This is a genomic window from Delftia sp. ASV31, from assembly GCF_016428765.1.
In the GTDB taxonomy this organism is placed as follows: Bacteria; Pseudomonadota; Gammaproteobacteria; order Burkholderiales; family Burkholderiaceae_C; genus Comamonas; species Comamonas acidovorans.
In genome coordinates this window covers 19,241-44,232 of record NZ_JAELTK010000006.1, presented here as the reverse complement: position 1 = coordinate 44,232, position 24,992 = coordinate 19,241, and the positions used below count along the sequence as shown (strand labels likewise).

The following is a 24,992-nucleotide window of genomic DNA, read 5'->3' as shown; positions in this document are numbered from 1 at the left end:
TCCTGGCGATGGAAGGCGGTTGCGCATGATGGACCTCTGCTGGAAAACGGCGAGCCAGGGCACAGGCGCGCACGGGCGTCGGCGCCGGAAAATGGGGGATCGAGAAATGGTGGGCGGCCCGAAGGCTGGCCGCCCTGTGTCGCGCTAGCGGCAGACGTTGACCAGGTCGCCCTTGAGGACCACGATCTGGTCCTTGGTCTGGGGCCCATAGCGGTTGAATGCGCTGGCGTTGGTGTTGCTGGCCAGGTCCTGGGTGCAGGTGCGCTGCATGCCCGTGCTGCTCGTCGTGGTCGTGGTCACCACGTTCGCGTCGGTGGAGATGCCGGGCGCATTGGTCATGGACATGGCTTCGTAGCGCGCGATCTTGGCCTTGACATTGATGGGGATGTCGGTGACGGTGTCCAGCCCCGACGATGTCGGCTGCTTGGCCGTGGGCAGCCTGAGGTAGTCGACGGGCTTGTTCAGCACCACCGGGTCTTCGCCGGGGGCCGCTGCATGAAGGGGGTTCGCTCCGAGGGCGAGCCAGGCCAATAGGGCAGCCGAACAGAGATGGGCGGCGGTGTGCATGGTGGGCTCTCCTGGTGCGGTGAGCTGGGTCTTCGCCGGGAAGGTGCCGCCGGGTGGCCTGGGGCCGCCCGGCAGTTTCCTTCGTCCGGCAGCCAGGCTCAGTGGTTGTTGTAGCAGGTCACGCAGCCGTTGTTGCTGGAGATGTTCTGCACTGCCATGGAACCGTTGCCGGCGTAGTTGATGATGCCGGAGTTCTTGGCAGCCACCACCTGGATCGAAGTGCTCTTCACGTCCACTTCGCCATAGTTGGAAGCCAGGTTGTTGACGGCCACTGCGCTATAGCCATCGGCCTTGTTCAGGATGCCGCTGCCGGTGGCTGCGACGACCTGCAACGAGCTGCCATTTTTGTCGATGGTCACGTTGCCTGCATTGCTGGCCAGGTTCTGGGAGGCCTTGCCACCGCCCGTTGCCACGTTCAGCACGCCGCTCCTGTTCAGCAGGGTGACCTGAACGCTGGGGCCATTGATTTCGATCTGGGAGCTGCTGCTGCCGCCGCCGCTGCCGCCACCGCCGCCACCACCCATGGGGCCTGCCATGGCAGCTGTTGCGATCAAGCTCAGGGAAAGAATTGCAAGCGATTTCATGATGGCTCCTTGATGAAGAATCGGACTATCAGGAAGAGGTGTGTAAGCACCCGTTTTGCAGACACTTTGCGGAGGTTTCCGGCTTTGTCTCCCTGGACCCCTGCTCGTTGTCTGGACTCCAATGTGCTCGGGGAGATCCGTCCATTCCATCTCTTGTCCGGGGTAGCCATGAGCGCTGATCCACTTGCCGGGTACTTACCCGCCCAAGCCGTTTGCAGGCAGGCTGCATCGCGTTAAAGCGGCAGCCATGCGCGATGAATGGATCTGGGTAGTTTCAAGGTGTAACGACAGAAAATTCACGATTGCAGCTTTGCTTGGGGTCGCCGTCCAGACGGGGGCGGGGGCGTTTGGGCAACCTGGTGTATCGAAGTGCACGCACCTGAGGTCGGCGGCGGCAACAAGGGCAGGATCGGCCTTTGTCACAGGGCGGGATTGAAGGCGTGGTGCGCGGCGTCTGGATCCGCAAGATCTGCCGGACCGGCGCTCAGGAAACTCCGTAGTCGATTCCTCACACAAAGGTGTTAATTTGTAATCTACGCAATCTTTCACAAACTTCGTCAAAGATTCTGGATATCGGTTGCGATTTCTCTTAATGTGGAAAGGCAAGTCTGTGATCGGTTGCGTCATACACATGGCGTGACATTTGAGGAGAGCAGCATGAATCCATCCGACGTTCCCGCCGATGCCCGTCCCCTGATCGCCGAGTCCCCTCGCGCCCAGGGCATGCTGGGCACAGGTCTGAGCTCTGCCATGTGGCCCGACTACCTGGCGGGCCAGCCCGACAAGCCCGTGCGGGTGCTGCTGGTGGACGACGATGCCCATATCCGCATGGTCATTGCGCAGGAAATCATGAACGACCCGCGCACCCTGGTCGTGGCCCAGGCCGGCAGCGTGCGCGACGGGCGCAAGGCAATCCGCCAGCATGAATTCGACGTGATGCTGGTGGACCTGAATCTGGGTGACGGCGAGGGCTTCGAGCTGCTGGACATGATGAAGACCGTGCGGCCCACGGCCGAGGCCGTCATCATCTCCGTGATGGAAAACGACGAACAGGTGCTGCGCGCCTTCGAGCTGGGCGCCACGGGCTACCTCGTCAAGAACTCCTGGTTCGGCAACTATCCGCAGGCAGTGCTGCAGGTGGCCAATGGCGGCGCATCCGTCACCCCCAGCCTGGCGCGCAGGTTGCTGCAGCGCTTCGACAAGACCCAGGGCGCCGAGCCCAAGCGCCGCACGCCCGACGAGGCAGACCGCCTGTCCACCCGCGAGCGCGAGGTGCTGCGCATGGTCGCCAGCGGCTACACCAGCGCCGAGATCGGCTCGCGCCTGATGATCAGCGCCATGACGGTCAACACGCACATCAAGAACATCTACCGCAAGCTGCAGGTGCGCACACGCGCCCAGGCGGTGCGCTTTGCATCGCTGCGCGGCCTGTTCTGATCCTGGGGCGGCGTCCTGCCCGCAGCGGCCTGCCGCCGCCCGGGCCATGGCGGTCGCGCCTGGCACGGCTTGGCCATGAAAGATCCCCTTCGCACGCTGGCCATCTGCCTGGCCCTGGGCCTGCTGCAGATGCTGGCTCTGTGCGCCTGGCTCTGGCAGGCGGGCGCCCAGGCCCCGCCGTGGCTGAGCCTGGCCAGCTTGGCCCTGCTGGTATCCACGGCGCTGCTGTGCGCCATGGGTGCCCGGCGACTGCACAGGCTGCTGCTGTGGCGGCGCCGGCGCAGTCCCCGGCCCTCGCGCGAAGTGCAGGCCGAGCGCCGGCGCATTGCCGCCGACCTGCACGACGGCGTGGGCGGGCTGCTGGTGCATGCCATGGCCTTGCTGGACCCGCGCGAGACCCGCCAGCGCCAGGCGCAGGAACTGCTGGAGCAGGCATTGCTGGATCTGCGGCTCATGGTGGATGCCATGGACGCCATGGAAGACGCCTTGCCCGTGCGGCTGGCGCGCCTGCGGCACCGGCTGCAGCCCGTGCTGGACCGGCGCGGCATGCGCATCTGCTGGAGCGTGGCCGATCCGCATGCCGCCGCCGGGCTGCGCGGGGTGCCGGACCTGCCAGTCTTGCAAGACCTGCCAGACCTGCCGCGTGGCCAGCCGTCCCAGCAGTTGCTGGCCATCGCCCAGGAGGCCGTGAGCAATGCGCTGCAGCATGCGCGCGCCACCACGCTGTGGCTGGTGCTGCAGCCGGTGGATCGTGCAGATGCTGCAAGCCCTGGCCGCGATGCCCGGCGTGCATTGCACTGGGAACTGCGCGTGGAAGATGACGGCTGCGGCCTGCCTTCCGACCCTGGCCCTGGCCCTGGCCCTGGCCCTGCGCAGGGTGCCATCCCGCCTGGCCTGCAGGGCATGGGCCTGGCAGGCATGCATCGCCGCGCCCATGCCATCGGGGCTGTGCTGGACATCCTGCCGCGGGCCGGTGGGGGGACCGTGGTGCGTGTGCGCTGGTGATCGGGCCGATGCGCCGGCGGCAACGGCGTTCCGGCAATTGCGGTGCCCGCTGACAGGGCAGGCCCGCGGCGCGCTGTGCAATCCCCCGATATGCGGATGTGATGCAGTATCCATACCTGCATCCCAGCCCTGACATCCCGTTTCCATGAACCCACATCCCGACCCTGCGCCGTCGCCTTCACGGCAGGCCCTTCCTGCCGCCGCCGAAGGCGGCAATGCTGCCAATGCAGCCGCGAATTCCGCCACCCATGCCGCCACCCATGCCGATTTTGCGCGCAGCGTGCGTTCGGCCCTGCCGGGCCTGGCACAGCTGGCCGACATGGTCCCCGCGCTGCGCCTGCTCACCGGGCTGCTGGTGGCCAGCATCATCATCGCGGGCCTGTACTTCGGCCAGGGCCTGCTGATTCCGCTGGCGCTGGCGCTGTTGTTCGGCTTTTTGCTGGATCCTGCGGTCTCCCGGCTCAAGCGCTGGGGCATGCCGCGCATGGCGGCCACGCTGCTGGTGGTGGTCATGGCGCTGGCGACACTGGCGGGAATGGGTACCTATCTGGGCAGCCAGGTGCAGCAGCTCAGCGCCGATCTGCCCACCTACCAGAACACCATCCGCGACAAGCTGCGCAGCCTGCGCAGGAACGCCAACATGCCCAGTGCCTGGGACGGTGCGCTGCGCACCTATGACACCGTGGAGCGCGAGATATCGCGCGGTGCCAACACGCCCCGCGTGCAGAAGGTGGAGATCCAGTCGCCCGAGCAAAAGCCCACGGCGCGCATGCTGCAGTGGCTGGGCCGCGTGGCCGAGCCCGTGACCATGGCCGGCATCGTGCTGCTGTTCGTGATCCTCATCCTGCTGGACCGCGATGACCTGCGCGACCGGCTGCTGCGCCTGATGGGCGGCAACCTGCACGTGGCCACCGACGCGCTGGACGAGGCCTCGCAGCGCATAGGCAAATACCTGCGCATGCAGTTCGTCGTCAACATCACCTACGGACTGCCCATGGCGGCGGGGCTGTGGTTCATTGGCGTGCCGGGCGCCATTCTCTGGGGCGTGCTGGCGGCCATCATGCGTTTTGTGCCCTATGTGGGGGCCATGATCTCGGCCGCCTTCCCGCTGGCGCTGGCCTTTGCCGTGGACCCGGGCTGGCAGATGCTGCTGATGACGCTGGGCCTGATCATGGCGCTGGAGCTGATCAGCAACAACCTCATCGAGCCCTGGCTGTATGGCAGCAGCACGGGCCTGTCCACGCTGTCCATCATCGTGTCGGCCACCTTCTGGACAGCGCTGTGGGGGCCGATAGGGCTGATCCTGTCCACCCCGCTGACGGTCTGCCTGCTGGTGCTGGGGCGCTACATCCCGGCGCTGCAATTCATGGAAGTGCTGCTGGGCAGCTCGCCCGTGCTGGGACCGGCCCAGCGCCTGTACCAGCGCCTGCTGGCCGACGACGTGGAAGACGCGGTCACGCTGGCGCATGAACTGGTGGACGCAAGGCTGCCGGCGCGGGCCTCGGCGGACGAACGCTCGGCCGCAGTGGCCGGTTTCTATGACGAGGTGGCCATCCCCGCACTGCGCCTGGCCACGCAGCAACACCTGGAATCGGCCACGGCCGAACACCGGCTGCGCCTGTCCAGCGGCATGGATGCCCTGATCGAGGAACTGCGCGAAAGCCATCCGGCGCCCGCTGCGGCCCTGGCCACGCGCGCCCTGCGCATCCATTGCGTGGGCGCGCGCTGGGAGGTCGATGCCCTGGCAGCCGCCATGGTGGCGCACAGCGAGGCGCTGCGCGGCCACGTGGTCAGCTGCTCGGACTGGGCCCTGGCCGCCGACCCGCAATGGCGCCAGCTGGGACCGGGGCAGGGCGGCCTGCCGCAAGGCCACGCAGGAGCCCAGGCCCTGGCCGAGGCGCAGTTGCTGGTGCTGTCCGTCTTCAGCACCCAGCCCCAGACCGTGGTGCGCCAACTGATGCGTCGCGTTCGCCGCCATTGGCCGCACCTGCGCGTGGTGCTGGCGCTGTGGAATGCGCCGGCCGTGGTGTCCGACCCCGAGTTCGCGCGCCGCTGCGGCGCCGCCGCCTGCGTGTCCGGCCTGCGCGAGCTGCAGTTGTGGGTGGACGCCTTGCGCCTGCCTGACGCGGCAGGCCAGGGCCTGGCCGCGCCCATTCCCGATGACGATGAGCAGCGCGTGCGCCAGCTGCACGACAGCGGCGTGCTCGGGCCCGGCCTGCCGCAGCTGTACCACGAGGCAGCGCAGCAGGCCGCGAATGCCTTCGATGTGAAATGGGCCCAGGTCTCATGGGTCGATGCAGACCGCGTGCACACGCCGGGCAGCCTGCTGGTGGCGGACCAGGGCGACCCGGCTTCCGCCGGCATGCCGCGTGCGCAGTCCATCTGCTCCTACGTGGTCCATGGCGGTGACGCCCTGGTGGTGCATGACGCCGCGCGCGACCCCCGATTTGCCGGCAACCCCGCGTTGCAGGCCATGCGGCTGCGCTTTTACGCGGGCGTGCCGCTCAAGAACCGCCACGGCACGGTGCTGGGCAGCTTTTGCATCATGGACGACGCGCCGCGCGAGGTCTCGGCGGCCGATCTGGAGCTGCTGGGCGTCATGGCCGAGCAGTTGATGCAGAACGTGGAGGTGCGCCGGATGATGGAGGCTGGCGCAGCGCCGGCTCCGGTGCAGACTTCGGCACAAGCTCCGGCGCAAGCGGCATCCCAAACGACACCCCAGCCACCATCGTCGTCACCATCGACAACACCCCAGCCGAGTGCTGGCGGCTGAGTCCCGCTTACAGCGAGGTGGCCAGCATCTGCTCGTAGTCGTCGGCGCTGGCCAGGCGCGGGTTCGTGCCGTGGCAATGGTCCTTGAGCGCGCCGCCGATCACGGCTGCGAACTGCGCGCGCTCCACGCCCATGGCCGCCAGGCCCGTGGGCAGGCCCAGGCGGGCGTTCATGTCGCGTATGGCTTCGGGAATGTCGCTGCCCGAGTCCAGGCCCATGGCGTGGGCCATTCGCTGCAGGCGCTGTTCGGCGCGCACGCTCTCGGCCTCGGCATTGAAGCGCACCACGGCGGGCAGGAACATGGCGTTCAGCGTGCCATGGTGCAGGCGCGGGTTCACGCCGCCCAGGCTGTGGCTGAGGCTATGCACGCAGCCCAGGCCCTTCTGGAAGGCCATGGCGCCCTGCATGCTGGCGCTCATCAGCTGGCGGCGCGCCTCGGCGTCCTGGCCGTTGCACGTGGCGCGCTCGATGTGGGCCCAGCCGCGCGTGAGGCCGTCCAGTGCAATGCCGTCGGCAGGCGGGTTGAAGGCCGCCGCCATGAAGGTCTCCATGCAATGGGCGATGGCGTCCATGCCTGTGGCGGCCGTCAGCATGGCGGGCAGGCCGTAGGTCAGTTCCGGGTCGCAGATGGCGGCATGGGGCACCAGGTGCCAGCTGTGAAAGCCCAGCTTGCGGTGGTCGTCCACGATGATGATGGCGCCGCGCGCCACCTCGCTGCCCGTGCCGCTGGTGGTGGGCACGGCGATCAGCGGGGCCACGCGTTCGCTGATGCGCGGCGAGCCTCCCTCGATGGTGGCGTAGTGCGACAGCGGCCCTTCGTGCGTGGCTGCAATCGCCACGCCCTTGGCGCAGTCGATGGCGCTGCCTCCGCCCACGGCGATCAGGCCGTCGCAGCGCTGCTCCTGGTAGATGGCAGCGGCCGCGCGCACGGCGGCTTCGGTGGGGTTGGAGGGCGTCTGGTCGAACACTGCATGCGGCATGCCGCCCAGCGCATCCAGCGCCTTTTGCAGCACGCCAGCGGCCTTGACGCCCTGGTCGGTGACGATCAGCGGCCGCGTGATGCCCACGCGCTCGCACTCCTGGCGCAACAGGCGCACGGCGCCGAAGTCAAACTGGATCTGGGTGACGTAGTTGATGAAGGCCATGGTCGGTGACTCGTTGCGGGCCGTTGCGGCCCATGGTGGGGATCAGGGGGAGTGCGCCGAATCTAGACCGCGCGTGCTGCACTGCAAACAAAGCAAACCCTGAGAGGGCGCTGCGGCGGTCACGGGGGCGACAGCGCGGGCATGCGCTGCCATCGCATGGCTGCCAGGGCCTTGTGCTCGCGGCACAATGCCTGCTGCGCCGTGCCTGCCTGGCCTTACCTCGCCGGTCGCACCTGGCCGGCCACGCCGAATTGCCTTGCCAGATAGTCGCCACCGAACCTGTCCCTGAACGTGCTCCTGAACGTGCCCCAGACTGAATCCTCCTCCCATGCCACGCCGCTGCCGGCGTCCCTGACCCACCAGATGCGCGATGTGCTGCGCCGCATGGAGCGCGCCGCGCGCACGCCCCTGCACCAGCTGGGCGCCGAGGGCGCACGTGCCGCCTACGAGGCGGGGGCCGGCGTGCTCGAAATTCCCAAGCCGGTTCTGCCGCGTGTCGATGATCTGCAGATTCCCGCGCGCGATGGCGCCTTGCTGCCCGCTCGGCTCTATGCGCCCGTGGAGCGAAGCCAGGCGCCGGCCACGGGCCTGCCCGTGCTGCTGTACCTGCACGGCGGTGGCTTCACCGTGGGCAGCGTGGCCACGCACGACGTGCTGTGCCGCCAGCTGGCCCATCTGTCGGGCGCCATGGTGGTCTCGCTGGACTACCGGCGCGCGCCAGAGCACAAGTTTCCCACCGCTCACAACGACGCCTGGGACGCGCTGCAGTGGCTGGCCGCGCAGGCGGCATCGCTGGGCGCCGACCCTGCGCGCCTGGCCGTGGGCGGCGACAGCGCGGGCGGCACGCTGGCCGCAGCCTGCGCCATCCATGCGCGCGACACCGGCCTCAAGCTGGCTCTGCAACTGCTGATCTACCCGGGCACGACGGCGAACCAGGACACCGACTCGCACCGCCGCTTCGCCCACGGGCTGGTGATCGACGAGCCGGCCATCACCTGGTTCTTCGCCCAGTACCTCAACAGCCCCGCCGACCGCGAGGACTGGCGCTTTGCCCCGCTGCTGGCCCCCGATGTGGACGGCGTGGCCCCGGCCTGGATAGGCTTGGCCGAATGCGACCCGCTGGTGGACGAAGGCGTGGAATACGCCGACAAGCTGCGCATGTCCGGCGTGCCCGTGGACCTGGAGATCTACCGGGGCGTGACCCATGAATTCGTCAAGATGGGCCGCGCCATTGCCGAAGCGAGCCGTGCACATGCCGACATGGCGCGCGCCTTGAGCGACGCCTTCGCGGCCTGAAGGCCGAGGCACAAAGAAACGCACCAAAAGACACCAAGACACCCCAAGACAACAGGAGAGAAACACCCCCATGCAACGCCAAGATTTCCGCACGCTGCAACGCATCGAAGTGCGCTGGTCCGAAGTGGACGCCCAGAAGATCGTCTTCAACGCCCACTACCTGATGTACGCCGACGTGGCCGTCACCGACTACTGGCGCCAGCTGGGCATGCCCTATGAGTCGTCCTTCGCGGCCCTGGGTGGCGAGCTGTTCGTCAAGAAGGCCACCACCACCTACCACGCATCGGCCACGCTGGGCGACGTGCTGCATGTGGGCATACGCTGTGCCAGGCAGGGCAATACCTCGCTGTTGTTCGAGGCCGGCATCTTCCGCGGCATGGAGCTGCTCAACACCGTGGAACTGGTCTATGTGTTCGCCGATGCCACCACGCGCCAGCCGCTGCCCGTGCCGCAGCAGCTGCGCGACGTGCTCACGGCCTATGAGGCCGGCCAGAGCGTGGTGCGCGTGGCATCGGGCAGTTGGAACGATCTGGGCCGCGACGCCGAGCGCCTGCGCCTGGCCGTGTTCGTGCACGAGCAGGGCGTGCCGCGCGAGATCGAGATCGACGAATTCGACCCCGTGGCCCGCCACGCCGTGGTCTACAACGGCCTGGGCCAGCCGATCGCCACCGGCCGCCTGGTCAGCGACAGCCCCGGCGCGGGCAGGATCGGCCGCATGGCCGTGGACCGCAGCGTGCGCGGCGGCCGCTGGGGCCGCATCGTGCTGGACAGCCTGGTCGAAGCCTCGCGCCAGCGCGGTGACCGCGAAGTCGTGCTGCATGCGCAGCGCCATGCCGAGTCGTTCTACCTGCGCGCGGGCTTCACGCCCGAGGGCGAGCCCTATGAAGAGGCCGGCATTCCCCACATCACCATGAGGAAAGTGCTCACCGCCTGAGCTGCAGGCAGCTCAGGCGGTGCAAGGCTCGAATCTCAGATGTCCTCGCGCAACGCGTAGGGCAGGGGCTTGAGCTGCAGCGCCACGGCCTGTGCGGCATCGGCGCGCTGGCCTTCGCTCAGTGCGGCGTGGGCCAGCAGGGGCTGGTCGGCCGAGCTGGTCTGCATGGAGACGATGGCGTCCCAGCCGCCGCCAGGCGCCGGGGCGGCCTGGACCACGGTGCCGGTGGCCTGCTCCAGGTCCTCGGGCGTGAAGACCTCCATGCCGGTGGCCAGCGGCTGCTGTGCATGGGCAAGGTAGGCGCGGCGCTTGAGCGTGCCCCGGAACTGGCTGCGGGCCACCACCTCCTGGCCTGGGTAGCAGCCCTTCTTGAAATTCACGCCTTCCACCGATTCGTAGTTGAGCATCTGCGGCACAAAGGCATCCGCCACAGGCGCCGACAGCGTGGCAATGCCGCTGGCAACTTCGCTCCAGAGCCAGTCGGCCTCGCTGAGTGCAGGGCCCTCGGGCAGGGGTGCGCCCACGGGCGCCACGCGCAGGGCGCGCGGCTGGCCTGCGGCCGGGTACAGGACGATCAGGCTGGCGTCGCCGTCATCGGTCTTGGTCCAGGGCACGGCTGCCGGGCCCAGGGCCTGCGCGGCGGCATCGCCAGCCAGCCCGTGCAGTGTGAATTCGGCCGTGGCGTCGCTGAGCTTGCACTTGGCGCGCAGCACGAACATGGACAGGCGCTTGAGCGTGGGCGCCAGCAGGCTGCGGTCGCACAGCAGCAGGATCTCGTCCTTGCTGCGCTTGAAGCCGATGAAGCTGGCCAGCATGCGGCCCTTGGCCGTGCAGAACGCCGCCAGACGCGCATGCTGCAGATCCAGCAGCGCGAAGTCGTTGGTCAGCTGTCCATGCAGGAACTGGGCGGCGTCTTCGCCGAGGGCGCGTATCACGCCGAGATGGGAAACGGAAGCAATGCCGTTCAGTAAAGGCTGGGTCATGGCTGAATTATGATCAGCCGCTCTATTGCTTGCTTGGACCGAGGTTGTGCGCTTTATCTTTCGCGCTTTGATGATGTTGCTGGTGCTGGCCGCCGTGCTGGCCGGTGCCGGCTGGTGGTGGCTGAACCAGCCGCTGCCGCTGGCCCAGCCCACGCTGGAGCTGGAGGTCGAGCCCGGTACCACGCCGCGTGGCGTGGCCCGCGAAGTGGTCAAGGCCGGCGTGCAGACCGATGCGCGGCTGCTGTACGCCTGGTTCCGCGTCTCGGGGCAGGACCGGCAGATCAAGGCCGGCAACTATGAGCTGACCACGGGTCTGACTCCCTATGTGCTGCTGCAAAAACTCGCACGCGGCGAGGAATCGCTCAAGGCGTTGACCCTGGTGGAAGGCTGGAACTGGCGCCAGGTGCGCGCCGCCCTGGCCCGGGAGGAATTCCTGCGCCAGGAAAGCGCAGGCATGGACGACGCTGCCCTCATGCAGGCCCTGGGCCGCGCGGGCGTGGCGCCCGAGGGCCGCTTCTTCCCCGATACCTATACCTATGCCAAGGGCAGTTCCGACCTGGCCGTGCTGCGCCGCGCCCTGCACGCCATGGACCGGCGCCTGGCCGACGTCTGGGCGCTGCGCTCGGCCGACACGCCGCTCAAGACGCCCGACGAAGCGCTGATCCTGGCCAGCATCGTCGAGAAGGAAACCGGCCGCGCGGCCGACCGCGCACAGATTGCCGGTGTCTTCAGCAACCGCCTGCGCATCGGCATGCTGCTGCAGACCGATCCCACCGTGATCTACGGCCTGGGCGAGAAATTCGACGGCAACCTGCGCCGCCGCGACCTGCAGACCGATACTCCCTGGAACACCTACACCCGCGCGGGCCTGCCGCCCACGCCCATCGCCATGCCTGGCAAGGCCGCCCTCATGGCCGCCGTGCAGCCCGGACAGACCAAGGCGCTGTACTTTGTGGCGCGTGGCGACGGCACCAGCCATTTCAGTGCCTCGCTGGACGAGCACAACCGCGCCGTGAACCGCTACCAGCGCGGCCAGCAAAGCCCTGAGCAAAAGCCCTGAGATATTCCCCCAGGGCTGCTGCGTTCTGCGCAGCGCTTGCGTATCCTCTCTTTCCATATGACCACTGCAACTCCCGCCGGCCTGTTCATCAGCTTCGAAGGCATCGATGGCGCCGGCAAGTCCTCGCACATCGCGTCGCTGGCCCAGGCTTTCCGTGACCAGGGGCGCACGGTGACGCTCACCCGCGAGCCCGGCGGCACGCCGCTGGCCGAAAAGCTGCGCGCGCTGATGCTGCACGACGCCATGGACCCGCTGACCGAGGCCCTGATCGCCTTTGCCGCGCGACGCGACCATCTGGTGCAGGTGATCGAGCCCGCGCTGGCGCGCGGTGAAGTCGTGCTCTGCGACCGCTTCACCGATGCCACCTTTGCTTACCAGGGTGCGGGCCGGGGCTTCGACCTGCAGCCGCTGGCCACGCTGGAGCGCATGGTGCAGACGGGCACCGCCCCCCAGCCCGATCTGCTGCGCGAGCCCCACCTGACGCTCTGGTTCGACCTGCCCGCCGAGGTGGCCGCCGAGCGCCTTGCCTCGGCCCGTGTCCCGGACCGCTTCGAGTCCGAGCCCGGCAGCTTTTTCGCACGCGTGGCCCAGGGCTATGCGGCGCGTGCTGCCGCCGCGCCCCAGCGCTTTGCGCGCATCGACTCCAACGCCAGCCGGCATGCGGTCTGGCAGCAGATCACCCAGGTCATGGTGCGCCGGGGCTGGCTGGCCATCATGGTCGGCGGACAGGCAGGTGTGGCATGAGCGAGGCCCTGCCACAACCGGCCGAGACCGACACCGCCTGGATCGCCGGGCAACGCGCGCGCCTGCTGGCCCAGCGCGGCCACGCCTGGCTGCTGCAGGGGCCTTCCGGCCTGGGCCAGTACGCGCTGTCGCTGTCGCTGGTGCGCGCCTGGCTGTGCGAATCGCCGTCGCCCCAGGGGGCCTGCGGCCACTGCGGCAGCTGCCACGCCATCGACGTGCGCGCCCATGCCGACCTGTGCGTGCTCATGCCCGAGGTGCAGATGATGGCGCTGGGCTGGCCGCTGCCCGAGAAGGCCCAGGCCGATATCGACGACAAGAAGCGCAAGCCCAGCAAGGAAATCCGTGTCGAGGCCATGCGCGACGCCGTGGAGTTCTGCCAGCGCACCAGCGCGCGCGGGCGCGGCAAGGCCGTGCTGGTCTATCCGGCCGAGCAGATGAACGCCATCACGGCCAATGCGCTGCTCAAGACGCTGGAGGAGCCGCCGGGCGATGCCCGCTTCGTGCTGGCCAGCGAGGCGGCCCACCAGCTGCTGCCCACCATCCGCAGCCGTTGCCTGACCCACACCATGGCCTGGCCCGATCAGCAAGAGGCCCTGGCCTGGCTTCAGGGGCAGGGCGTGGCCCCGGAAGCGGCCGCCGTGGCGCTGCGCGCCGCAGGCGGGCGGCCCGGCGACGCGCTGGCATTGGCGCACAGCGGTGGCGGCAAGGACATGGCCGCATGGTCCCAGTTGCCGCGTGCGCTGGCCAAGGGCGATGTGGCGGCCCTGGCCGCCTATGCCCCGCCCCATGCCGTGGAGGCCTTGCAGAAGATCTGCCACGACCTGATGGCCCTGGCCGCAGGCGCCGCGCCGCGCTACTTCACGCCGGCCGACCTGCCTTCGCGGCCGCTGGACATGGGGCTGCTGGCCGAATGGTCACGCGCCCTGGCCCAGGCCGCGCGCACGGCGGACCACCCCTTCAACGCCGGACTCATGACCGAGGCCCTGGCCGCCGAGGCCCGGCGCGTGCTCATGTCCGGCCAGCCTGCCCGCCAGCGCCGGGGATGAGGCGCGGGGGGCGTGGCGGCAGTGCAGCAGCGCGGCGGTGTGCTTTTCGCCACATGAAAGCCCGTCCTGTTAACCTACGGCCCTGGGCCCGGTGCCGATCGCGCCGGCCGCTCACCGAACCAATGTCTGCAAACCATCCATGAGCACCGCACCCACCACACCCCGTCCCAGCGTGATGCAACTGGCGATCAAGGAAAAGGCCGCGCTGTACGCCGCCTACATTCCCATGTTCGCCGAAGGGGGCGTTTTCGTGCCCACGCAGCGTGAGTACCGTCTTGGCGATGATGTCTATGTGCTGCTGACCCTGCCCGACGAGCCGCAGCGCTATCCCGTGGCCGGCCGCGTGGCGTGGATCACGCCCGCGCGCGCCTCGGGCAACCGCACGCAGGGCATAGGCATACAGTTCCCCAAGGACGAGAAGTCCGCCGAGCTCAAGGCCAAGATCGAGAACATCCTGGGCTCGGCCCTGGCCTCGGACAAGGCCACGCAGACGGTCTGAGTTCTGCGCCTGCCTCTGCCCGCATGCCGACACGGAGGAAGTGCTCTCCGGTCGGCATGCCTGTTTCTGAACCACGAGATTCCATGTTTACCGATTCCCACTGCCATCTGAATTTTCCCGAGCTGCAAAGCCGCCTGCCCGAGATCCGCGAGGCCATGGCGGCCGCGCGCGTCACGCGTGCGCTGTGCATCTGCACCACGATGGAGGAATTCGGCGATGTGCACCAGCTGGCGCTGGACCACGACAATTTCTGGGCCACGGTGGGCGTGCACCCCGATACGGAACACATGACCGAGCCCAGCGTGGCCGACCTGGTCGAGCGCGCCGCCCTGGCGCGCGTGGTGGCCATCGGCGAAACGGGACTGGATTACTACGGCATGGAAGACCGCAAGGGCGGGCGTACCATTGCTGACCTGGAATGGCAGCGCGAGCGCTTTCGCGTGCACATCCGCGCGGCGCGCCAGACGCAAAAGCCCCTGGTCATCCACACGCGCAGCGCCTCTGATGACACGCTGGCCATCCTGCGCGAAGAAGGCGAGGACGGCTCGGCAGGCCAGGCTGGCGGCGTGTTCCACTGCTTCACCGAAACCATGGAGGTCGCGCGTGCGGCGCTGGACCTGGGCTACTACATCTCCATGTCAGGCATCGTCACCTTCAAGAACGCCCAGCACCTGCGCGACGTGGCCGCCTTCGTGCCGGCCGACCGCCTGCTGATCGAGACCGACAGCCCCTACCTGGCGCCCGTTCCCTATCGCGGCAAGACCAACAATCCGTCCTACGTGCCTTACGTGGCACAGCAGATTGCACAGGTGCGTGGCATGGCCGTGGAGGACGTGGCGGCCCTGACCAGTGCCAACTTCGACCAGCTGTTCAAGGGGGTTGTCGCATGCGACTGAATGCTGCGGCCGGTGGCCGCGTGGGCATGGGCGTGGACGTGCACCGGCGCCACTGGCTGGCCCAGGCCGGCCAGGCCGTGGTGGCCCTGGCCGCAGCCAGCGGCGGGCTGGCGCATGCCAGCCAGTACGACGACTACGTGCGCGCCATCATCAGCGACAACGAGCGCGCCATGGTCAACCTGATCTTTCGCGGCTTCGACCCCAACACCCGCGACACGCGCGGCCGCCCGGGCCTGGTAGCGGCCCTGCACCAGGGCTCGCTGGGCGTGTTCGACGTGCTGCTCAAATCCCCGGGCATCAAGGTCAACGAGGCCTCCCAGCAGGGCGAAACGCCGCTGATGATGGCCTGCATCAAGGGCCACCTGGACCTGGCAAAGGAACTCATACGCCGGGGCGCCGATGTCAACCGCCCCGGCTGGACACCGCTGCACTACGCCACCTCGGCCGACCTGCCCAAGACGCTGGACATCGTCAAGCTGCTGCTGGACAACAGCGCCTACATCGACGCCGACTCGCCCAACGGCACCACCCCGCTGATGCTGGCCGCCCAATACAGCAGCGAAGCCGTGGTGGACCTGCTGATCAAGGAGGGCGCCGACGTCGTCCTTCGCAACCAGCGTGGCTTCACCGCCGCCGACTTTGCCCGGCAGGTGGACCGCCAGTACATGGTCGACAAACTCACCAAGGCCATCAAGGCCGAGCGCAAGACCCAGCCTTCGCGCGGAAGCTGGTAGCAGCAAGCCAGGCGGGTGGCACTGCCGGTGCCGCCGCTGTCCACATCAGGTTGTGTGATTCCTGCTCAATCGGGCGTACAGGCCGTCCCGCGCCAGCAGCTCGGCATGCGTTCCCTGCTCGGCAATGCGGCCGCGCTCCATCACCACCACGCGGTCGGCATGCTCGATGGTCGAGAGCCGGTGGGCGATGACCAGGGTCGTGCGGCCCTGCATCAGCCGCGTCAGCGCCTCCTGCACCAGGCGCTCGGATTCGTTGTCCAGTGCCGAGGTGGCCTCGTCCAGGATCAGGATGGGCGCATCCTTGTACAGCGCCCGTGCAATCGCCAGCCGCTGGCGCTGGCCCCCCGACAGCTGGCTGGCGTTGTGGCCCACCACCGTCTGCAGACCGTTGGACAGGCCGCGCACGTGGGTGCCCAGATTGGCGGCATCCAGCGCGGCCCATAGCTGGGCCTCGTCTTCCACCCCGCCCAGCGCCACGTTGGCGGCAATGGTGTCGTTGAACATCACCACGTCCTGGCTGACCATGGCGAACTGCTGGCGCAGCGCGGCCAGATCCCATTCGGGCAGGGGCGTTCCGTCCAGCAGCAACTGGCCGCCCGTGGGCTGCAAAAAGCGTGGCAGCAGGTTCACCAGCGTGGTCTTGCCCGCGCCGGAGGGGCCGACCAGGGCCACCACCTCGCCCGGGCGCACGCGCAGGTCCACATGGCTCAGGGCGGGTGCCTTGTCCTCGCCAAACTGCACGGACACGTCGCGCAACTCGATCTCGCCACGCGCCTTGCCGGGCACCTGCGTGCCGCCGGTCTCGTCGCCCGAGCCCTCCAGCAGATGCAGGCCCCGCTCCAGCGCCGCCACGCCACGCGTGATGGGGTTGGCCACATCGGCCAGGCGTCGGATGGGGGCAATCAGCATCAGCATGGCCGTGATGAAGGCCGCAAAGCTGCCCACCGTCACATCCTGCACATTGGCCGCAGCAGCGCCCGTGCCCCGGCTTTGCCACAGCGCAATGCAGATCACGGCCGACAGGGCGGCGGCGGCCAGCAACTGGGTCAGCGGCGTCATGGCCGCCGAGGCGATGGTGGCCTTGATGGCCAGCTTGCGCAGTTGCCCGCTCAGGCCGCCAAAGCGCTTTTGCTGGCCCTGTTGCGCGCCATGCAGGCGCACCATGCGGTGGGCCAGAACGTTCTCTTCCACCACATAGGCCAGGGAATCGGTGGCCTCCTGGCTGATCTTGGTGATGCGGTACAGGCGGCGCGACAGCGTCTTCATGATCCAGGCCACGCCCGGCACCACGGCCGCCACCACCAGCGTCAGCTGCCAGTTCAGATACAGCAGGTAGCCCAGCAGCGCCACCAGCGTGAAACCGTCGCGCGAGATGCCCAGCATGGCCTGCACCAGCAGCGTGGAGCCGGTCTGCACCTCATAGACCACGGTATTGGACAGCGATGAGGCCGACTGGCGCGAGAACAGCGCCATATCGGCCGCCAGCAGCCGCTCGAACAGGCGCTTGCGCAGCGCCAGCATGCCCTCGTTGGCAATGCGCGCCAGCGCGTACTGGCCCACGAACTGCGACAGGCCCCGCACCAGGAACACGCCGATGATGGCCAGCGGCACCGACCACAGTGGCAGCGTGCCGTCGGTGAAGCCGCTGTCCAGCAGCGGCTGCAGCAGGGCAGGGATCAATGGCTCGGTGACCGCGCCCACCAGCGTGGCGGCCACCGCCAGCGTCCAGGCCAGGCGCTGGCCACCAAAGTAGGGTGACAGGCGCTTGAGGCGCTGCGACAGGGTCAGGGTGCTGGCGAGATCAAGGGCCGCCGGTGCGGCGGACGGCGCAGGGGCCGGCGGCGGTGAGGATGGTGCTTGCATGAAGCGCGGATTTTACGGCGGGCTTGCCTGGGGCTGCCTCATGGAGAACTGATGCGGCTGGCGGGGATCGAGAAAGCCTGGGCCGACAGACCCTACAGTGCACGTTCTTACATCGAGACGCATCCAGTGTGTGTAACATTCGCACCTGTGCAAGTACCGGGGTCTTCCCGTAGATATTGATGAATGCCAATGACTATTGATCGACTCCTTTCTCCCTCCTCCCTGGCGGCCGTGCCGCGCACTTCGCGCCGAACCCTGCTGGCCGCTCTCGCCTCAACCCCCGCAATTCCCGCGCTGGCCCAGTTCCGCGTCGAAGTGACGGGCGTGGGCCTGACCCAGTTGCCCATCGCCATTGCAGCATTCAAGGGAGAAGGGCAGGCGCCCCAGAAGATCTCGGCCATCATCCAGGCTGACCTGGAGCGCAGCGGTCAATTCCGCGCCGTGGACACGGCCGGCGTGCAACTGGACGAAACCTCGCGCCCCGACGTTGCCATGTGGCGCCAAAAGAGCGCTGACTCGCTGGCCGTGGGCAGCATCACGCGCCTGGCCGATGGCCGCTACGACGTGCGCTTTCGCCTCTGGGACGTGGTCAAGGGCCAGGACCTGGGCGGCCAGGGCTTTGCCGTCACCACCGGCGACTTGCGCCTGGTGGCCCACCGCATCTCCGACTACATCTACGAAAAACTCACGGGCGAGAAGGGCGTGTTCTCCACACGCATCGCCTATGTGACCAAGGCGGGCAGCAACTACCGCCTGTGGGTGGCCGATGCTGATGGCGAGAACGCCCAGTCGGCCCTATCGAGCCCGGAACCCATCATCTCGCCCGCCTGGTCGCCCACCGGCACCCAGCTGGCCTACGTGTCCTTCGAATCGCGCAAGCCCGTGGTCTATGTGCACGATGTGGCCAGTGGCCGCCGCCGCCTGGTTGCCAACTTCCGGGGCTCCAACAGCGCACCGGCCTGGTCGCCTGACGGCAACTCCCTGGCCGTCACGCTCAGCCGCGATGGCGGCTCGCAGCTGTACCTGATCAGCGCCCAGGGCGGCGAGCCGCGCCGACTGATGCAAAGCAGCGGCATCGACACCGAGCCGAACTTCTCCAGCGATGGCCGCTCCATCTACTTCGTCAGCGATCGTGGCGGTGCTCCGCAGATCTACAAGGTGCCGGCCTCGGGCGGCAGTGCGGAACGCGTCACCTTCACCGGCAACTACAACATCTCGCCCAGCGTCAGCCCCGATGGAAAGTGGCTTGCCTACGTCTCGCGCGTGGGCGGCGGCTTCAAGCTCCACGTCATGGACCTGAGCACCGGCACAGTGAATGCCATCACCGACACCACGGCCGACGAAAGCCCCAGCTTCGCCCCCAACAGCCGCCTGATCGTCTACGCCACCCTGCAGCAGGGCCGCGAATCCCTGATGACCACCACGCTCGACGGCAAGATCAAGGCACGGCTGGCAGGGCAGGGCGGCGACATCCGCGAACCCGACTGGGGTCCGTTCCAGCGCCAGTGATATCCGGCTTCCCCGATTTCTTTTCAGTCAACCAGTCAACTCAGCACGAAGTCCACCCGGACATACGGAGATTTTTCATGATCACCATCAAACGACTTTCCCTGGCACTTGCAGTCACCGCACTCATGGCAGGTTGCAGCTCGGGCGTCAAGCTTGACGAAACCCCGGTTACCGACGCGGGCGCCACCAGCACGGGCCAGGGCAGCGGCGCCGGCACGGGCAGCACCTCGCAAAGCGGCATCTCGGGCGTGGACCTGACCGGCTCGGCTGCCGACAAGGCAGGTCCCCAGGGCGTCAGCCGCGTCGTCTACTTCGACTTCGACAGCTACGTCGTTAAGGCCGACGCCCAGCCCCAGATCGAAGCCCATGCACGCTTCCTGAAGGCGTCTTCTGCACGCAAGGTCCAGATCGAAGGCCACACCGACGAGCGCGGCGGCCGCGAATACAACCTGGCCCTGGGCCAAAAGCGCGCCGAAGCCGTGCGCCGCTCGCTGGGCCTGCTGGGCGTCAGCGATGCGCAAATGGAAGCCGTGAGCTACGGCAAGGAAAAGCCTGCCGCCGAAGGCCATTCCGAAGACGCCTACGCGCAAAACCGCCGCGCTGAACTGTCCTACCGTTGATGAACATGCAGCGCTACCCGATCCTGCATCGCACCGCGCTGCGCACGCTGCTGGCGGCCGGCCTGATGGCCGGCTACGCCGCCAGCGGCCATGCCGCGCTGTTCGGCGATGACGAGGCGCGCCGCGCCATCCTGGAAATGCGCCAGCGCGTCGACAGCATGCAGCAGTCGCAGCAGCGCATGACCGAGGAAAGCTCGCAAACGCGCCGTGGCCTGCTCGAACTGCAGTCGCAGATCGAGCAGCTCAAGTCCGAGCAAGCCAAGCTGCGCGGCCAGAACGAGCAGCTGCTGCGCGATGTGGCCGAGCTGCAGCGCGGCCAGCGCGACATTGCCAAGGGCGTGGACGAGCGCCTGCGCCAGTTCGAGCCCGTCACGGTGACGGTGGACGGCCAGGAATTCGCAGCCGACCCGGCAGAGAAGCGCGACTTCGAAGCCGCGCTGGCGCAGTTCCGCGCAGGCAACTTTGCCGAAGCCGGCACGGCGTTCTCGTCCTTCCTGAACCAGTGGCCCAAGAGCGGCTATGTGCCCTCGGCACGCTTTTGGCTGGGCAACGCGCAGTACGCCAATCGCAACTACAAGGACGCGATCACCAACTTCCGCGCGCTGCTGGCAGCAGCCCCCATGCACGGCCGGGCGCCGGAGGCGGCACTGTCCATCGCCAACTGCCAGATCGAGATGAAGGACACCAAGGGCGCGCGCAAGACGCTGGAAGACCTGATCAAGGCCTATCCCAACGCCGAAGCCACGGCTGCGGCCAAGAACCGTCTCGCCAGCCTCAAGTGATGAACGACACGGTCTCTTCATCCCTCCCGGAAGAAGACAAGACAGCGCCTGAAGCAGGCGCTGTTTTTTCTGATGCCGACCTGCAGCGCCGCTTCGGCGGCCTGGAGCGCCTGTATGGCGTGCCGGGCGCCGCGCGCATCCGCGCCGCGCACGTCGTCGTGGTGGGCATCGGCGGCGTGGGCTCCTGGACCGCCGAGGCGCTGGCGCGCAGCGGTGTGGGCGAGCTCACGCTCATCGACATGGACCATGTCGCCGAGTCCAACATCAACCGCCAGATCCACGCGCTCTCCACCACCGTGGGCCAGGCCAAGATCGAAGCCATGCGCGAGCGCATCGCCCAGATCAACCCCGCCTGCCGCGTGCACTGCATCGACGACTTCGTTGACCCGGACAACTGGCTGCGCCTGCTGCCCCAGGACGCCGACGCCGTCATCGACGCCTGCGACCAGGTCAAGGCCAAGACCGCCATGGCAGCCCATGCGCGTGCCACGCGGCAATGCTTCATCTCCGTGGGTGCAGCGGGCGGCAAGCGCCTGGCTCACAAGGTCGATATCGACGACCTCAGCGCCACCACGCACGACCCGTTGCTGGCCCAACTGCGCTACCGCCTGCGCCGCGAACACGGCGCACCCAAGGAAGGCAAGCGCATCGGCATCGCCTGCGTCTTCAGCCGCGAGGCCGTCGCCCCGCCCGATGCCTCTTGCGCCATCGAAGGCGACGGCACGCTCAACTGCCACGGCTACGGCTCGGTAGTGACCGTCACCGCCACCTTCGGCCAGTGCGCCGCAGGCTGGGTCATCGATCAACTGAGCCGCATCAAGAATTGAAGCGTAAATTTTGGTGCTAGAATCTATGTCTTCGCTAAGCAGCATCTGATGCATGCAAAGCGTGGTTCGGGTCTTTAGCTCAGTCGGTAGAGCAGCGGACTTTTAATCCGTTGGTCGCGAGTTCGAATCTCGCAGGACCCACCAACTAAATACCAATGAAATCAAGCCCTTACGCCACAAGCGTAGGGGCTTTTTTCTTGTCGTCGGGGGTCTGCTCTGACCAAAACATGACCGCGTTTGCGTACTGGGCCAGATGCTCCGGCGCCAAATGGGCATATTTCTTCACCATCTCCAGCGTCTTCCAGCCTCCCAGCTCCTTCAGCACGAACAGGGGCGTGCCGGATTGGACATGCCAGCTCGCCCAGGTGTGCCGCAAGTCATGGAAGCGGAAATTTTCGACACCGGCAGCGGCGAAGGCTCGGGCAAGAATTCGCGCATCGACCTGCTTCACAGGTGCCCCGGTAGGCCGCGTGAAGACATTGACGCCTTTGGGGCGCGCGTTCAGCACGTCGAGCGCTTCGCTGTTGAGCGGAACCACTCGCGCGGAACCCGATTTGGAAGCATCGGCGCTGACCCACGCCGTCGAGCGCTTGAGGTCCACCTTGTCCCAGGTCAGGGTGAGGATTTCTGCGCTTCGCATGCCCGTGGCAAGTGCGAAGCGGCAGATGTCTCGCATCCAGTCCTGAGACAAGGCCGTGATGAAGGCACGGGCCTGCTGGCGGGTCAGGAACCGAATACGAACCGCAGGCTCCCGGTAGTTACTGAGAATGGGCGCGCGCGCCAGCCACTGCATCTTCTCGCACATGTTGAGCAGCGTCCGCAGTGTGGCGATGTACCGATTCTTTGTGCTCTGCGATGTGGGCCGCTGCATCGTGGAGCCGTGGCGCACGAAGTGCGTGGGCAGGTTGTCAAGGATCACGTCGCTTGTTAAAGAGCTGATGGGCTTGCCGCCGAAGACGGTGCGCCAATATGCGACGTGCCGAACCTTGGTGTCGTAGTCGCTCTGTCCAGCAGAGGCGCGGAGGAATTGAACGGCAGCTTCCTCGAAAAGCCGCTGCGGCTGCTCTCCCAGCTTGTCCTGCCGCCACATCTCCGCCTTCAGGCGGTCGTGGTATTCCTGAGCTGCCTTGCGCTCGGTCGTTTTAGAAGATCGTCTAACTCTTTCGCCGCTTGGCGTGCGTAGATCGATCCACCAGATTCCGGAAGTTTGATCTTTGCGGATGGGCATTCACTATCCTGGTTCCGCAACGATAGCCGGGTGACATTGTTGCGAGGTTTGTTGAGGGCGGCAAGGGCAGATGGCCAGATGCGCCATATGCGCGATCCGGGTAGGCGAAAGGCGATCTCGTGCCGCCTTTCGAAAACGGTTCCGTATGAAACCTGCAGCCGCTCGGCGGCCTGTTTGAGGGTGAGCGCGGTTTCACTCATGGGGCGTGCTGCGGTTTGGCAATGCAAACGCCCCGCTCGATGGCGGGGCGTGGTTGATGGGATGGTGGCTCAGTGGGGCAGGTCCGGGGCCTGGAGTCCCTGCAGCTGGATCTCCTGCAGCACGCTGGTGTGTTCGTCCGCAAAGGCCTGCCAAGCTGCCGCAGGGATGGTGATCTCCTGGCCCTCATGCTCCGGCAGACTGGCGGCGTCTTTCACGCCCTGGATTGCAACCATGGCGCGGGAGAGCAAGCCGGCGGCGTAGATAGTTCCGGCCAGGTGGAACGCTTCCTCGACGTTCGACCTGCTCATGTCGCGGCTGCCTCGTGTCGGCGGCCGTCGAAATGGGACGAGGGCATGGTTTCGAGCTGCGTCTGCAGCAACTTCCTGTTGAGGTGGTCGCTGATCGCCAGAATGACCATGGGATTGGGGATTGCGCTGGGGCTGATCGTGCGGTTGATCTCTGTGACCGCCGAGAAGACGTGGCCGCAATAGAAGTTTTTGCACACGAAGATTGTTTCGCGGCTGGTGTTGGTGAGCTGCATGCTGGTGCGGGTGTAGGCCAGCTGTTCGCAGTGGGGGCACATCATGCGCATGTGGCTTGCTCCTTCACATTTTCGGTGGCAGTGAGGCTCAGGGCGACCTTGGTCAGTTCCAGGGCCATCTCGTCCCTGGCCTGGCCGCCCAGCTGCAGCTCGGGATGCACGGCCAGGTATTCCCGGAAAGCGCTCGCAGCAGCACCAGGTGCTGCGGCGTGCTGGCTGGGCTCGGCGCGCAGGCGCTCGGCCAGCGCATCCAGCTGTTCGAATGTGAAGGCCATGCCGCGAATCGCGCGCATCGGGCCAGGCGTGTGGAAGGTGGCGCCGCACTGCTGTGCCAGCAGCACCAGGGGGGTGTTGATCATCGTCATGGTGTGGCTCCTGGTCAGGCTGGGAAAGGCTCGATGCGGCGCGCGGGTGCGGGGTAGTACAGATGCCCACCTACGCGGCTGGGCAGCGTGAATGCATAGAAGCGCGAGGCCGGCAGGCCTGGATGCGGTTTCAGCTCCGTGCCCTGGTAGCAGTTGCTGGGAGGGGTGTAGGGCTTCTGGGGTGTGGTCTTGGACATGTGGATGCAGAAACGAAGCGGCCCGCGCAAGGCGGGCCGGAGCATGGTGGAGGTGGTCGATTAGCCGGCGAGGGTGTGGCGGGCCGACGTAGGGAAGGGGTTGTGTGCCGTTGGCGTGCTGCTGGGGGCCGGCAACTGTGGGGCCGTGGGCGGGGCTTCGAGGAAGTCGCTCCGGTCCGAGTGCGTGACCTTCAAGTACTCCACTTCGACCTTGGCCGTGTCAACGAGAACAGAGGCCACCTGAGCCACTGCTCGAGCGCGGTCTACGTCCATGGGCTGCTCGCGGTTGCGAAGATCTGCCAGCGTGTCCAGCAACTGCTGGCGAACGAGGGTGATGTGCGGGGTGCTCATTTTGGTTGGCTCTCTTTTGCAATGCGGTTGACCTGGCGGGTGATGGCACCCTTGAGCTGGACCAGCTTGGCCAACTCCGGAGACTTGCGGGCGGGATGGTTGCGGCGCGCGTTCTCGGCGCGGCTGATGCATTCGAGGCGATCAGCTGTGATTTCGGCCTCCTGGGTGGTCCGCTGGCCAGGCCGGAACACGATGATGTGACCCTCTGGCACAGGTCCGTTCGCGGCTTCCCAGACGAGCCGATGCACAGCTGTCCAGCGTCTGGCGGGGACGATGTTCCGGTCATCGGTCATCTTGCGTTCCAGAAGCCCGTCGCGCGTGACGCGAAGGCTGCCAATGGGCAAGTAGTTCCGGGACTGTTCGGGCCGGCGCGCCTTGAACTGCGTTGCCCGGGTGTTTTCATGGTGCCCAGTTGATCCTGGCACGCCTTTGTTCCACGGGGCCGCGCCTGGCTGGAATTGCGTGGCCACCATGTGGGGGTCATCCCTGCCGCGTTGGATTCGGCCGCTGTGCTGGCTGACGTTGAAGGCCTGGGATTTTTTGATCCCCAGGGCTGCGGCTTGGCGGTAGATCGTTGCCTTGCTGCTGCCGAGGGTCTGTGCCACCTGATCTGTGGGCGTGTCGGGGTAGAGGGCGCGCAGCTGGGCAATCTGCTGCGCAGTCCAACTTGCCTGAGGGCGCAATGCGGGGGGAGTGACTTGGCTCATGCTGGTCCAGAACACAGAAAGCCAGCTCTTTGGCTGGCTTTTTGAAGAAGGAGAGATCAGGACAGCGCACTTGACGCGCTGTGCTCACCCACGGAAAAA

General features: G+C 67.1%; 26 protein-coding genes and 1 tRNA gene. 16 read left to right on the top strand and 11 right to left on the bottom strand.

Translation table 11 applies throughout. The features are described 5' to 3' along the window. Positions 1-144: 144 nt before the first annotated feature. A complete protein-coding gene (locus tag JHD82_RS03735; RefSeq protein ID WP_233174607.1) occupies positions 145-468 on the bottom strand; it encodes a hypothetical protein in 324 nt (107 codons plus the stop codon). A gap of 197 nt (positions 469-665) precedes the next feature. Then, on the bottom strand, positions 666-1,151 hold the full coding sequence (locus JHD82_RS03730; protein ID WP_183020482.1) for a hypothetical protein: 486 nt from the start codon (positions 1,149-1,151) through the stop codon (positions 666-668). A 657-nt stretch (positions 1,152-1,808) separates the two neighbouring features. Here JHD82_RS03730 and JHD82_RS03725 point away from each other — a divergent pair. The 3 genes from JHD82_RS03725 (at position 1,809) to JHD82_RS03715 (ending at position 6,366) form a co-directional block, all read left to right on the top strand. Next, a complete protein-coding gene (locus tag JHD82_RS03725) occupies positions 1,809-2,588 on the top strand; it encodes a response regulator transcription factor (RefSeq protein ID WP_012205218.1) in 780 nt (259 codons plus the stop codon). A gap of 75 nt (positions 2,589-2,663) precedes the next feature. Continuing rightward, a complete protein-coding gene (locus tag JHD82_RS03720) occupies positions 2,664-3,593 on the top strand; it encodes a sensor histidine kinase (RefSeq protein WP_233174606.1) in 930 nt (309 codons plus the stop codon). A gap of 145 nt (positions 3,594-3,738) precedes the next feature. Further along, positions 3,739-6,366: an AI-2E family transporter gene (locus JHD82_RS03715; protein WP_199135462.1), complete on the top strand. Its 2,628-nt coding sequence runs from the start codon at positions 3,739-3,741 to the stop codon at positions 6,364-6,366. A gap of 7 nt (positions 6,367-6,373) precedes the next feature. On the opposite strand, the gene JHD82_RS03710 is transcribed toward JHD82_RS03715, so the two are convergent. After that, entirely contained in the window at positions 6,374-7,510 is a 1,137-nt protein-coding gene (locus tag JHD82_RS03710) for an iron-containing alcohol dehydrogenase (protein WP_199135461.1), read from the bottom strand. 291 nt (positions 7,511-7,801) lie between these two features. On the opposite strand from JHD82_RS03710, the gene JHD82_RS03705 reads away from it, so the two are divergent. Both JHD82_RS03705 and JHD82_RS03700 read left to right on the top strand, forming a co-directional pair. Then, complete coding sequence (locus JHD82_RS03705; protein ID WP_307838076.1) at positions 7,802-8,806, top strand: alpha/beta hydrolase; 1,005 nt, start codon at positions 7,802-7,804, stop codon at positions 8,804-8,806. A gap of 70 nt (positions 8,807-8,876) precedes the next feature. Beyond that, positions 8,877-9,740 (top strand): YbgC/FadM family acyl-CoA thioesterase, encoded by an 864-nt coding sequence (locus JHD82_RS03700; protein ID WP_013802704.1) that lies wholly within the window; start codon positions 8,877-8,879, stop codon positions 9,738-9,740. A gap of 35 nt (positions 9,741-9,775) precedes the next feature. On the opposite strand, the gene JHD82_RS03695 is transcribed toward JHD82_RS03700, so the two are convergent. Beyond that, entirely contained in the window at positions 9,776-10,723 is a 948-nt protein-coding gene (locus JHD82_RS03695) for a folate-binding protein YgfZ (protein WP_199135459.1), read from the bottom strand. A 46-nt stretch (positions 10,724-10,769) separates the two neighbouring features. On the opposite strand from JHD82_RS03695, the gene mltG reads away from it, so the two are divergent. From mltG to JHD82_RS03665, 6 genes are all read left to right on the top strand, one after another. Beyond that, positions 10,770-11,783 carry an endolytic transglycosylase MltG gene (gene mltG, locus JHD82_RS03690; RefSeq protein WP_307838075.1) on the top strand — a complete coding sequence of 338 codons (1,014 nt, stop codon included), beginning with the start codon at positions 10,770-10,772 and terminating at the stop codon, positions 11,781-11,783. A gap of 57 nt (positions 11,784-11,840) precedes the next feature. Beyond that, complete coding sequence (gene tmk, locus JHD82_RS03685; protein ID WP_199135457.1) at positions 11,841-12,527, top strand: dTMP kinase; 687 nt, start codon at positions 11,841-11,843, stop codon at positions 12,525-12,527. Beyond that, the gene (locus tag JHD82_RS03680) at positions 12,524-13,573 is read left to right on the top strand and encodes a DNA polymerase III subunit delta' (RefSeq protein WP_199135456.1); all 1,050 of its coding nucleotides are present in this window, start codon (positions 12,524-12,526) and stop codon (positions 13,571-13,573) included. The genes tmk and JHD82_RS03680 overlap by 4 nt, the downstream gene beginning before the upstream one ends. 139 nt (positions 13,574-13,712) lie before the next feature. Then, a complete protein-coding gene (locus JHD82_RS03675; protein WP_012205228.1) occupies positions 13,713-14,072 on the top strand; it encodes a PilZ domain-containing protein in 360 nt (119 codons plus the stop codon). Between the two features lie 83 nt (positions 14,073-14,155). After that, positions 14,156-14,968 carry a TatD family hydrolase gene (locus tag JHD82_RS03670; RefSeq protein WP_034392844.1) on the top strand — a complete coding sequence of 271 codons (813 nt, stop codon included), beginning with the start codon at positions 14,156-14,158 and terminating at the stop codon, positions 14,966-14,968. Further along, positions 14,959-15,702: an ankyrin repeat domain-containing protein gene (locus tag JHD82_RS03665; protein ID WP_123691280.1), complete on the top strand. Its 744-nt coding sequence runs from the start codon at positions 14,959-14,961 to the stop codon at positions 15,700-15,702. The genes JHD82_RS03670 and JHD82_RS03665 overlap by 10 nt, the downstream gene beginning before the upstream one ends. Before the next feature lie 45 nt (positions 15,703-15,747). Here the strand turns inward: JHD82_RS03665 and msbA are convergent, their stop codons facing one another. Further along, positions 15,748-17,565: a lipid A export permease/ATP-binding protein MsbA gene (gene msbA / locus JHD82_RS03660; RefSeq protein ID WP_034392846.1), complete on the bottom strand. Its 1,818-nt coding sequence runs from the start codon at positions 17,563-17,565 to the stop codon at positions 15,748-15,750. 189 nt (positions 17,566-17,754) lie between these two features. On the opposite strand from msbA, the gene tolB reads away from it, so the two are divergent. The 5 genes from tolB (at position 17,755) to JHD82_RS03635 (ending at position 21,447) form a co-directional block, all read left to right on the top strand. Beyond that, on the top strand, positions 17,755-19,074 hold the full coding sequence (gene tolB / locus JHD82_RS03655) for a Tol-Pal system beta propeller repeat protein TolB (protein ID WP_199135455.1): 1,320 nt from the start codon (positions 17,755-17,757) through the stop codon (positions 19,072-19,074). Between the two features lie 77 nt (positions 19,075-19,151). Then, positions 19,152-19,694 (top strand): peptidoglycan-associated lipoprotein Pal, encoded by a 543-nt coding sequence (gene pal, locus JHD82_RS03650; RefSeq protein ID WP_012205233.1) that lies wholly within the window; start codon positions 19,152-19,154, stop codon positions 19,692-19,694. Beyond that, complete coding sequence (ybgF, locus tag JHD82_RS03645) at positions 19,694-20,476, top strand: tol-pal system protein YbgF (RefSeq protein ID WP_199135454.1); 783 nt, start codon at positions 19,694-19,696, stop codon at positions 20,474-20,476. The genes pal and ybgF overlap by 1 nt, the downstream gene beginning before the upstream one ends. Continuing rightward, positions 20,476-21,303, top strand: a complete 828-nt coding sequence (locus JHD82_RS03640; protein ID WP_199135453.1) for a ThiF family adenylyltransferase — start codon at positions 20,476-20,478, stop codon at positions 21,301-21,303. The genes ybgF and JHD82_RS03640 overlap by 1 nt, the downstream gene beginning before the upstream one ends. 68 nt (positions 21,304-21,371) lie before the next feature. Next, positions 21,372-21,447: transfer RNA gene (locus JHD82_RS03635), tRNA-Lys, on the top strand. A 25-nt stretch (positions 21,448-21,472) separates the two neighbouring features. On the opposite strand, the gene JHD82_RS03630 is transcribed toward JHD82_RS03635, so the two are convergent. The 6 genes from JHD82_RS03630 to JHD82_RS03605 form a co-directional block, all read right to left on the bottom strand. Next, positions 21,473-22,531: a site-specific integrase gene (locus JHD82_RS03630; RefSeq protein ID WP_199135452.1), complete on the bottom strand. Its 1,059-nt coding sequence runs from the start codon at positions 22,529-22,531 to the stop codon at positions 21,473-21,475. Between the two features lie 269 nt (positions 22,532-22,800). Continuing rightward, the gene (locus tag JHD82_RS03625) at positions 22,801-23,040 is read right to left on the bottom strand and encodes a hypothetical protein (protein WP_199135451.1); all 240 of its coding nucleotides are present in this window, start codon (positions 23,038-23,040) and stop codon (positions 22,801-22,803) included. After that, positions 23,037-23,324, bottom strand: coding sequence for an ogr/Delta-like zinc finger family protein (locus JHD82_RS03620; RefSeq protein ID WP_197943228.1), 288 nt, complete (start codon positions 23,322-23,324; stop codon positions 23,037-23,039). Before JHD82_RS03620 ends, JHD82_RS03625 begins: the two co-directional genes overlap by 4 nt. Then, a complete protein-coding gene (locus JHD82_RS03615) occupies positions 23,315-23,638 on the bottom strand; it encodes a hypothetical protein (protein WP_199135450.1) in 324 nt (107 codons plus the stop codon). The genes JHD82_RS03620 and JHD82_RS03615 overlap by 10 nt, the downstream gene beginning before the upstream one ends. A gap of 14 nt (positions 23,639-23,652) precedes the next feature. Then, entirely contained in the window at positions 23,653-23,835 is a 183-nt protein-coding gene (locus JHD82_RS03610; protein ID WP_199135449.1) for a hypothetical protein, read from the bottom strand. A gap of 347 nt (positions 23,836-24,182) precedes the next feature. Continuing rightward, the gene (locus JHD82_RS03605; protein ID WP_199135448.1) at positions 24,183-24,893 is read right to left on the bottom strand and encodes an HNH endonuclease signature motif containing protein; all 711 of its coding nucleotides are present in this window, start codon (positions 24,891-24,893) and stop codon (positions 24,183-24,185) included. Positions 24,894-24,992 lie beyond the last annotated feature (99 nt).

Bases quoted from the DNA above. Each gene is read 5' to 3' on its own strand.
- JHD82_RS03730 (WP_183020482.1), bottom strand. From the start codon at position 1,151: ATGAAATCGCTTGCAATTCTTTCCCTGAGCTTGATCGCAACAGCTGCC.
- JHD82_RS03725 (WP_012205218.1), top strand. From the start codon at position 1,809: ATGAATCCATCCGACGTTCCCGCCGATGCCCGTCCCCTGATCGCCGAG.
- JHD82_RS03720 (WP_233174606.1), top strand. From the start codon at position 2,664: ATGAAAGATCCCCTTCGCACGCTGGCCATCTGCCTGGCCCTGGGCCTG.
- JHD82_RS03715 (WP_199135462.1), top strand. From the start codon at position 3,739: ATGAACCCACATCCCGACCCTGCGCCGTCGCCTTCACGGCAGGCCCTT.
- JHD82_RS03710 (WP_199135461.1), bottom strand. From the start codon at position 7,510: ATGGCCTTCATCAACTACGTCACCCAGATCCAGTTTGACTTCGGCGCC.
- JHD82_RS03700 (WP_013802704.1), top strand. From the start codon at position 8,877: ATGCAACGCCAAGATTTCCGCACGCTGCAACGCATCGAAGTGCGCTGG.
- JHD82_RS03695 (WP_199135459.1), bottom strand. From the start codon at position 10,723: ATGACCCAGCCTTTACTGAACGGCATTGCTTCCGTTTCCCATCTCGGC.
- tmk (WP_199135457.1), top strand. From the start codon at position 11,841: ATGACCACTGCAACTCCCGCCGGCCTGTTCATCAGCTTCGAAGGCATC.
- JHD82_RS03680 (WP_199135456.1), top strand. From the start codon at position 12,524: ATGAGCGAGGCCCTGCCACAACCGGCCGAGACCGACACCGCCTGGATC.
- JHD82_RS03675 (WP_012205228.1), top strand. From the start codon at position 13,713: ATGAGCACCGCACCCACCACACCCCGTCCCAGCGTGATGCAACTGGCG.
- JHD82_RS03670 (WP_034392844.1), top strand. From the start codon at position 14,156: ATGTTTACCGATTCCCACTGCCATCTGAATTTTCCCGAGCTGCAAAGC.
- JHD82_RS03665 (WP_123691280.1), top strand. From the start codon at position 14,959: ATGCGACTGAATGCTGCGGCCGGTGGCCGCGTGGGCATGGGCGTGGAC.
- msbA (WP_034392846.1), bottom strand. From the start codon at position 17,565: ATGCAAGCACCATCCTCACCGCCGCCGGCCCCTGCGCCGTCCGCCGCA.
- tolB (WP_199135455.1), top strand. From the start codon at position 17,755: ATGACTATTGATCGACTCCTTTCTCCCTCCTCCCTGGCGGCCGTGCCG.
- pal (WP_012205233.1), top strand. From the start codon at position 19,152: ATGATCACCATCAAACGACTTTCCCTGGCACTTGCAGTCACCGCACTC.
- ybgF (WP_199135454.1), top strand. From the start codon at position 19,694: ATGAACATGCAGCGCTACCCGATCCTGCATCGCACCGCGCTGCGCACG.
- JHD82_RS03640 (WP_199135453.1), top strand. From the start codon at position 20,476: ATGAACGACACGGTCTCTTCATCCCTCCCGGAAGAAGACAAGACAGCG.
- JHD82_RS03630 (WP_199135452.1), bottom strand. From the start codon at position 22,531: ATGCCCATCCGCAAAGATCAAACTTCCGGAATCTGGTGGATCGATCTA.
- JHD82_RS03625 (WP_199135451.1), bottom strand. From the start codon at position 23,040: ATGAGCAGGTCGAACGTCGAGGAAGCGTTCCACCTGGCCGGAACTATC.
- JHD82_RS03620 (WP_197943228.1), bottom strand. From the start codon at position 23,324: ATGCGCATGATGTGCCCCCACTGCGAACAGCTGGCCTACACCCGCACC.
- JHD82_RS03615 (WP_199135450.1), bottom strand. From the start codon at position 23,638: ATGACGATGATCAACACCCCCCTGGTGCTGCTGGCACAGCAGTGCGGC.
- JHD82_RS03610 (WP_199135449.1), bottom strand. From the start codon at position 23,835: ATGTCCAAGACCACACCCCAGAAGCCCTACACCCCTCCCAGCAACTGC.
- JHD82_RS03605 (WP_199135448.1), bottom strand. From the start codon at position 24,893: ATGAGCCAAGTCACTCCCCCCGCATTGCGCCCTCAGGCAAGTTGGACT.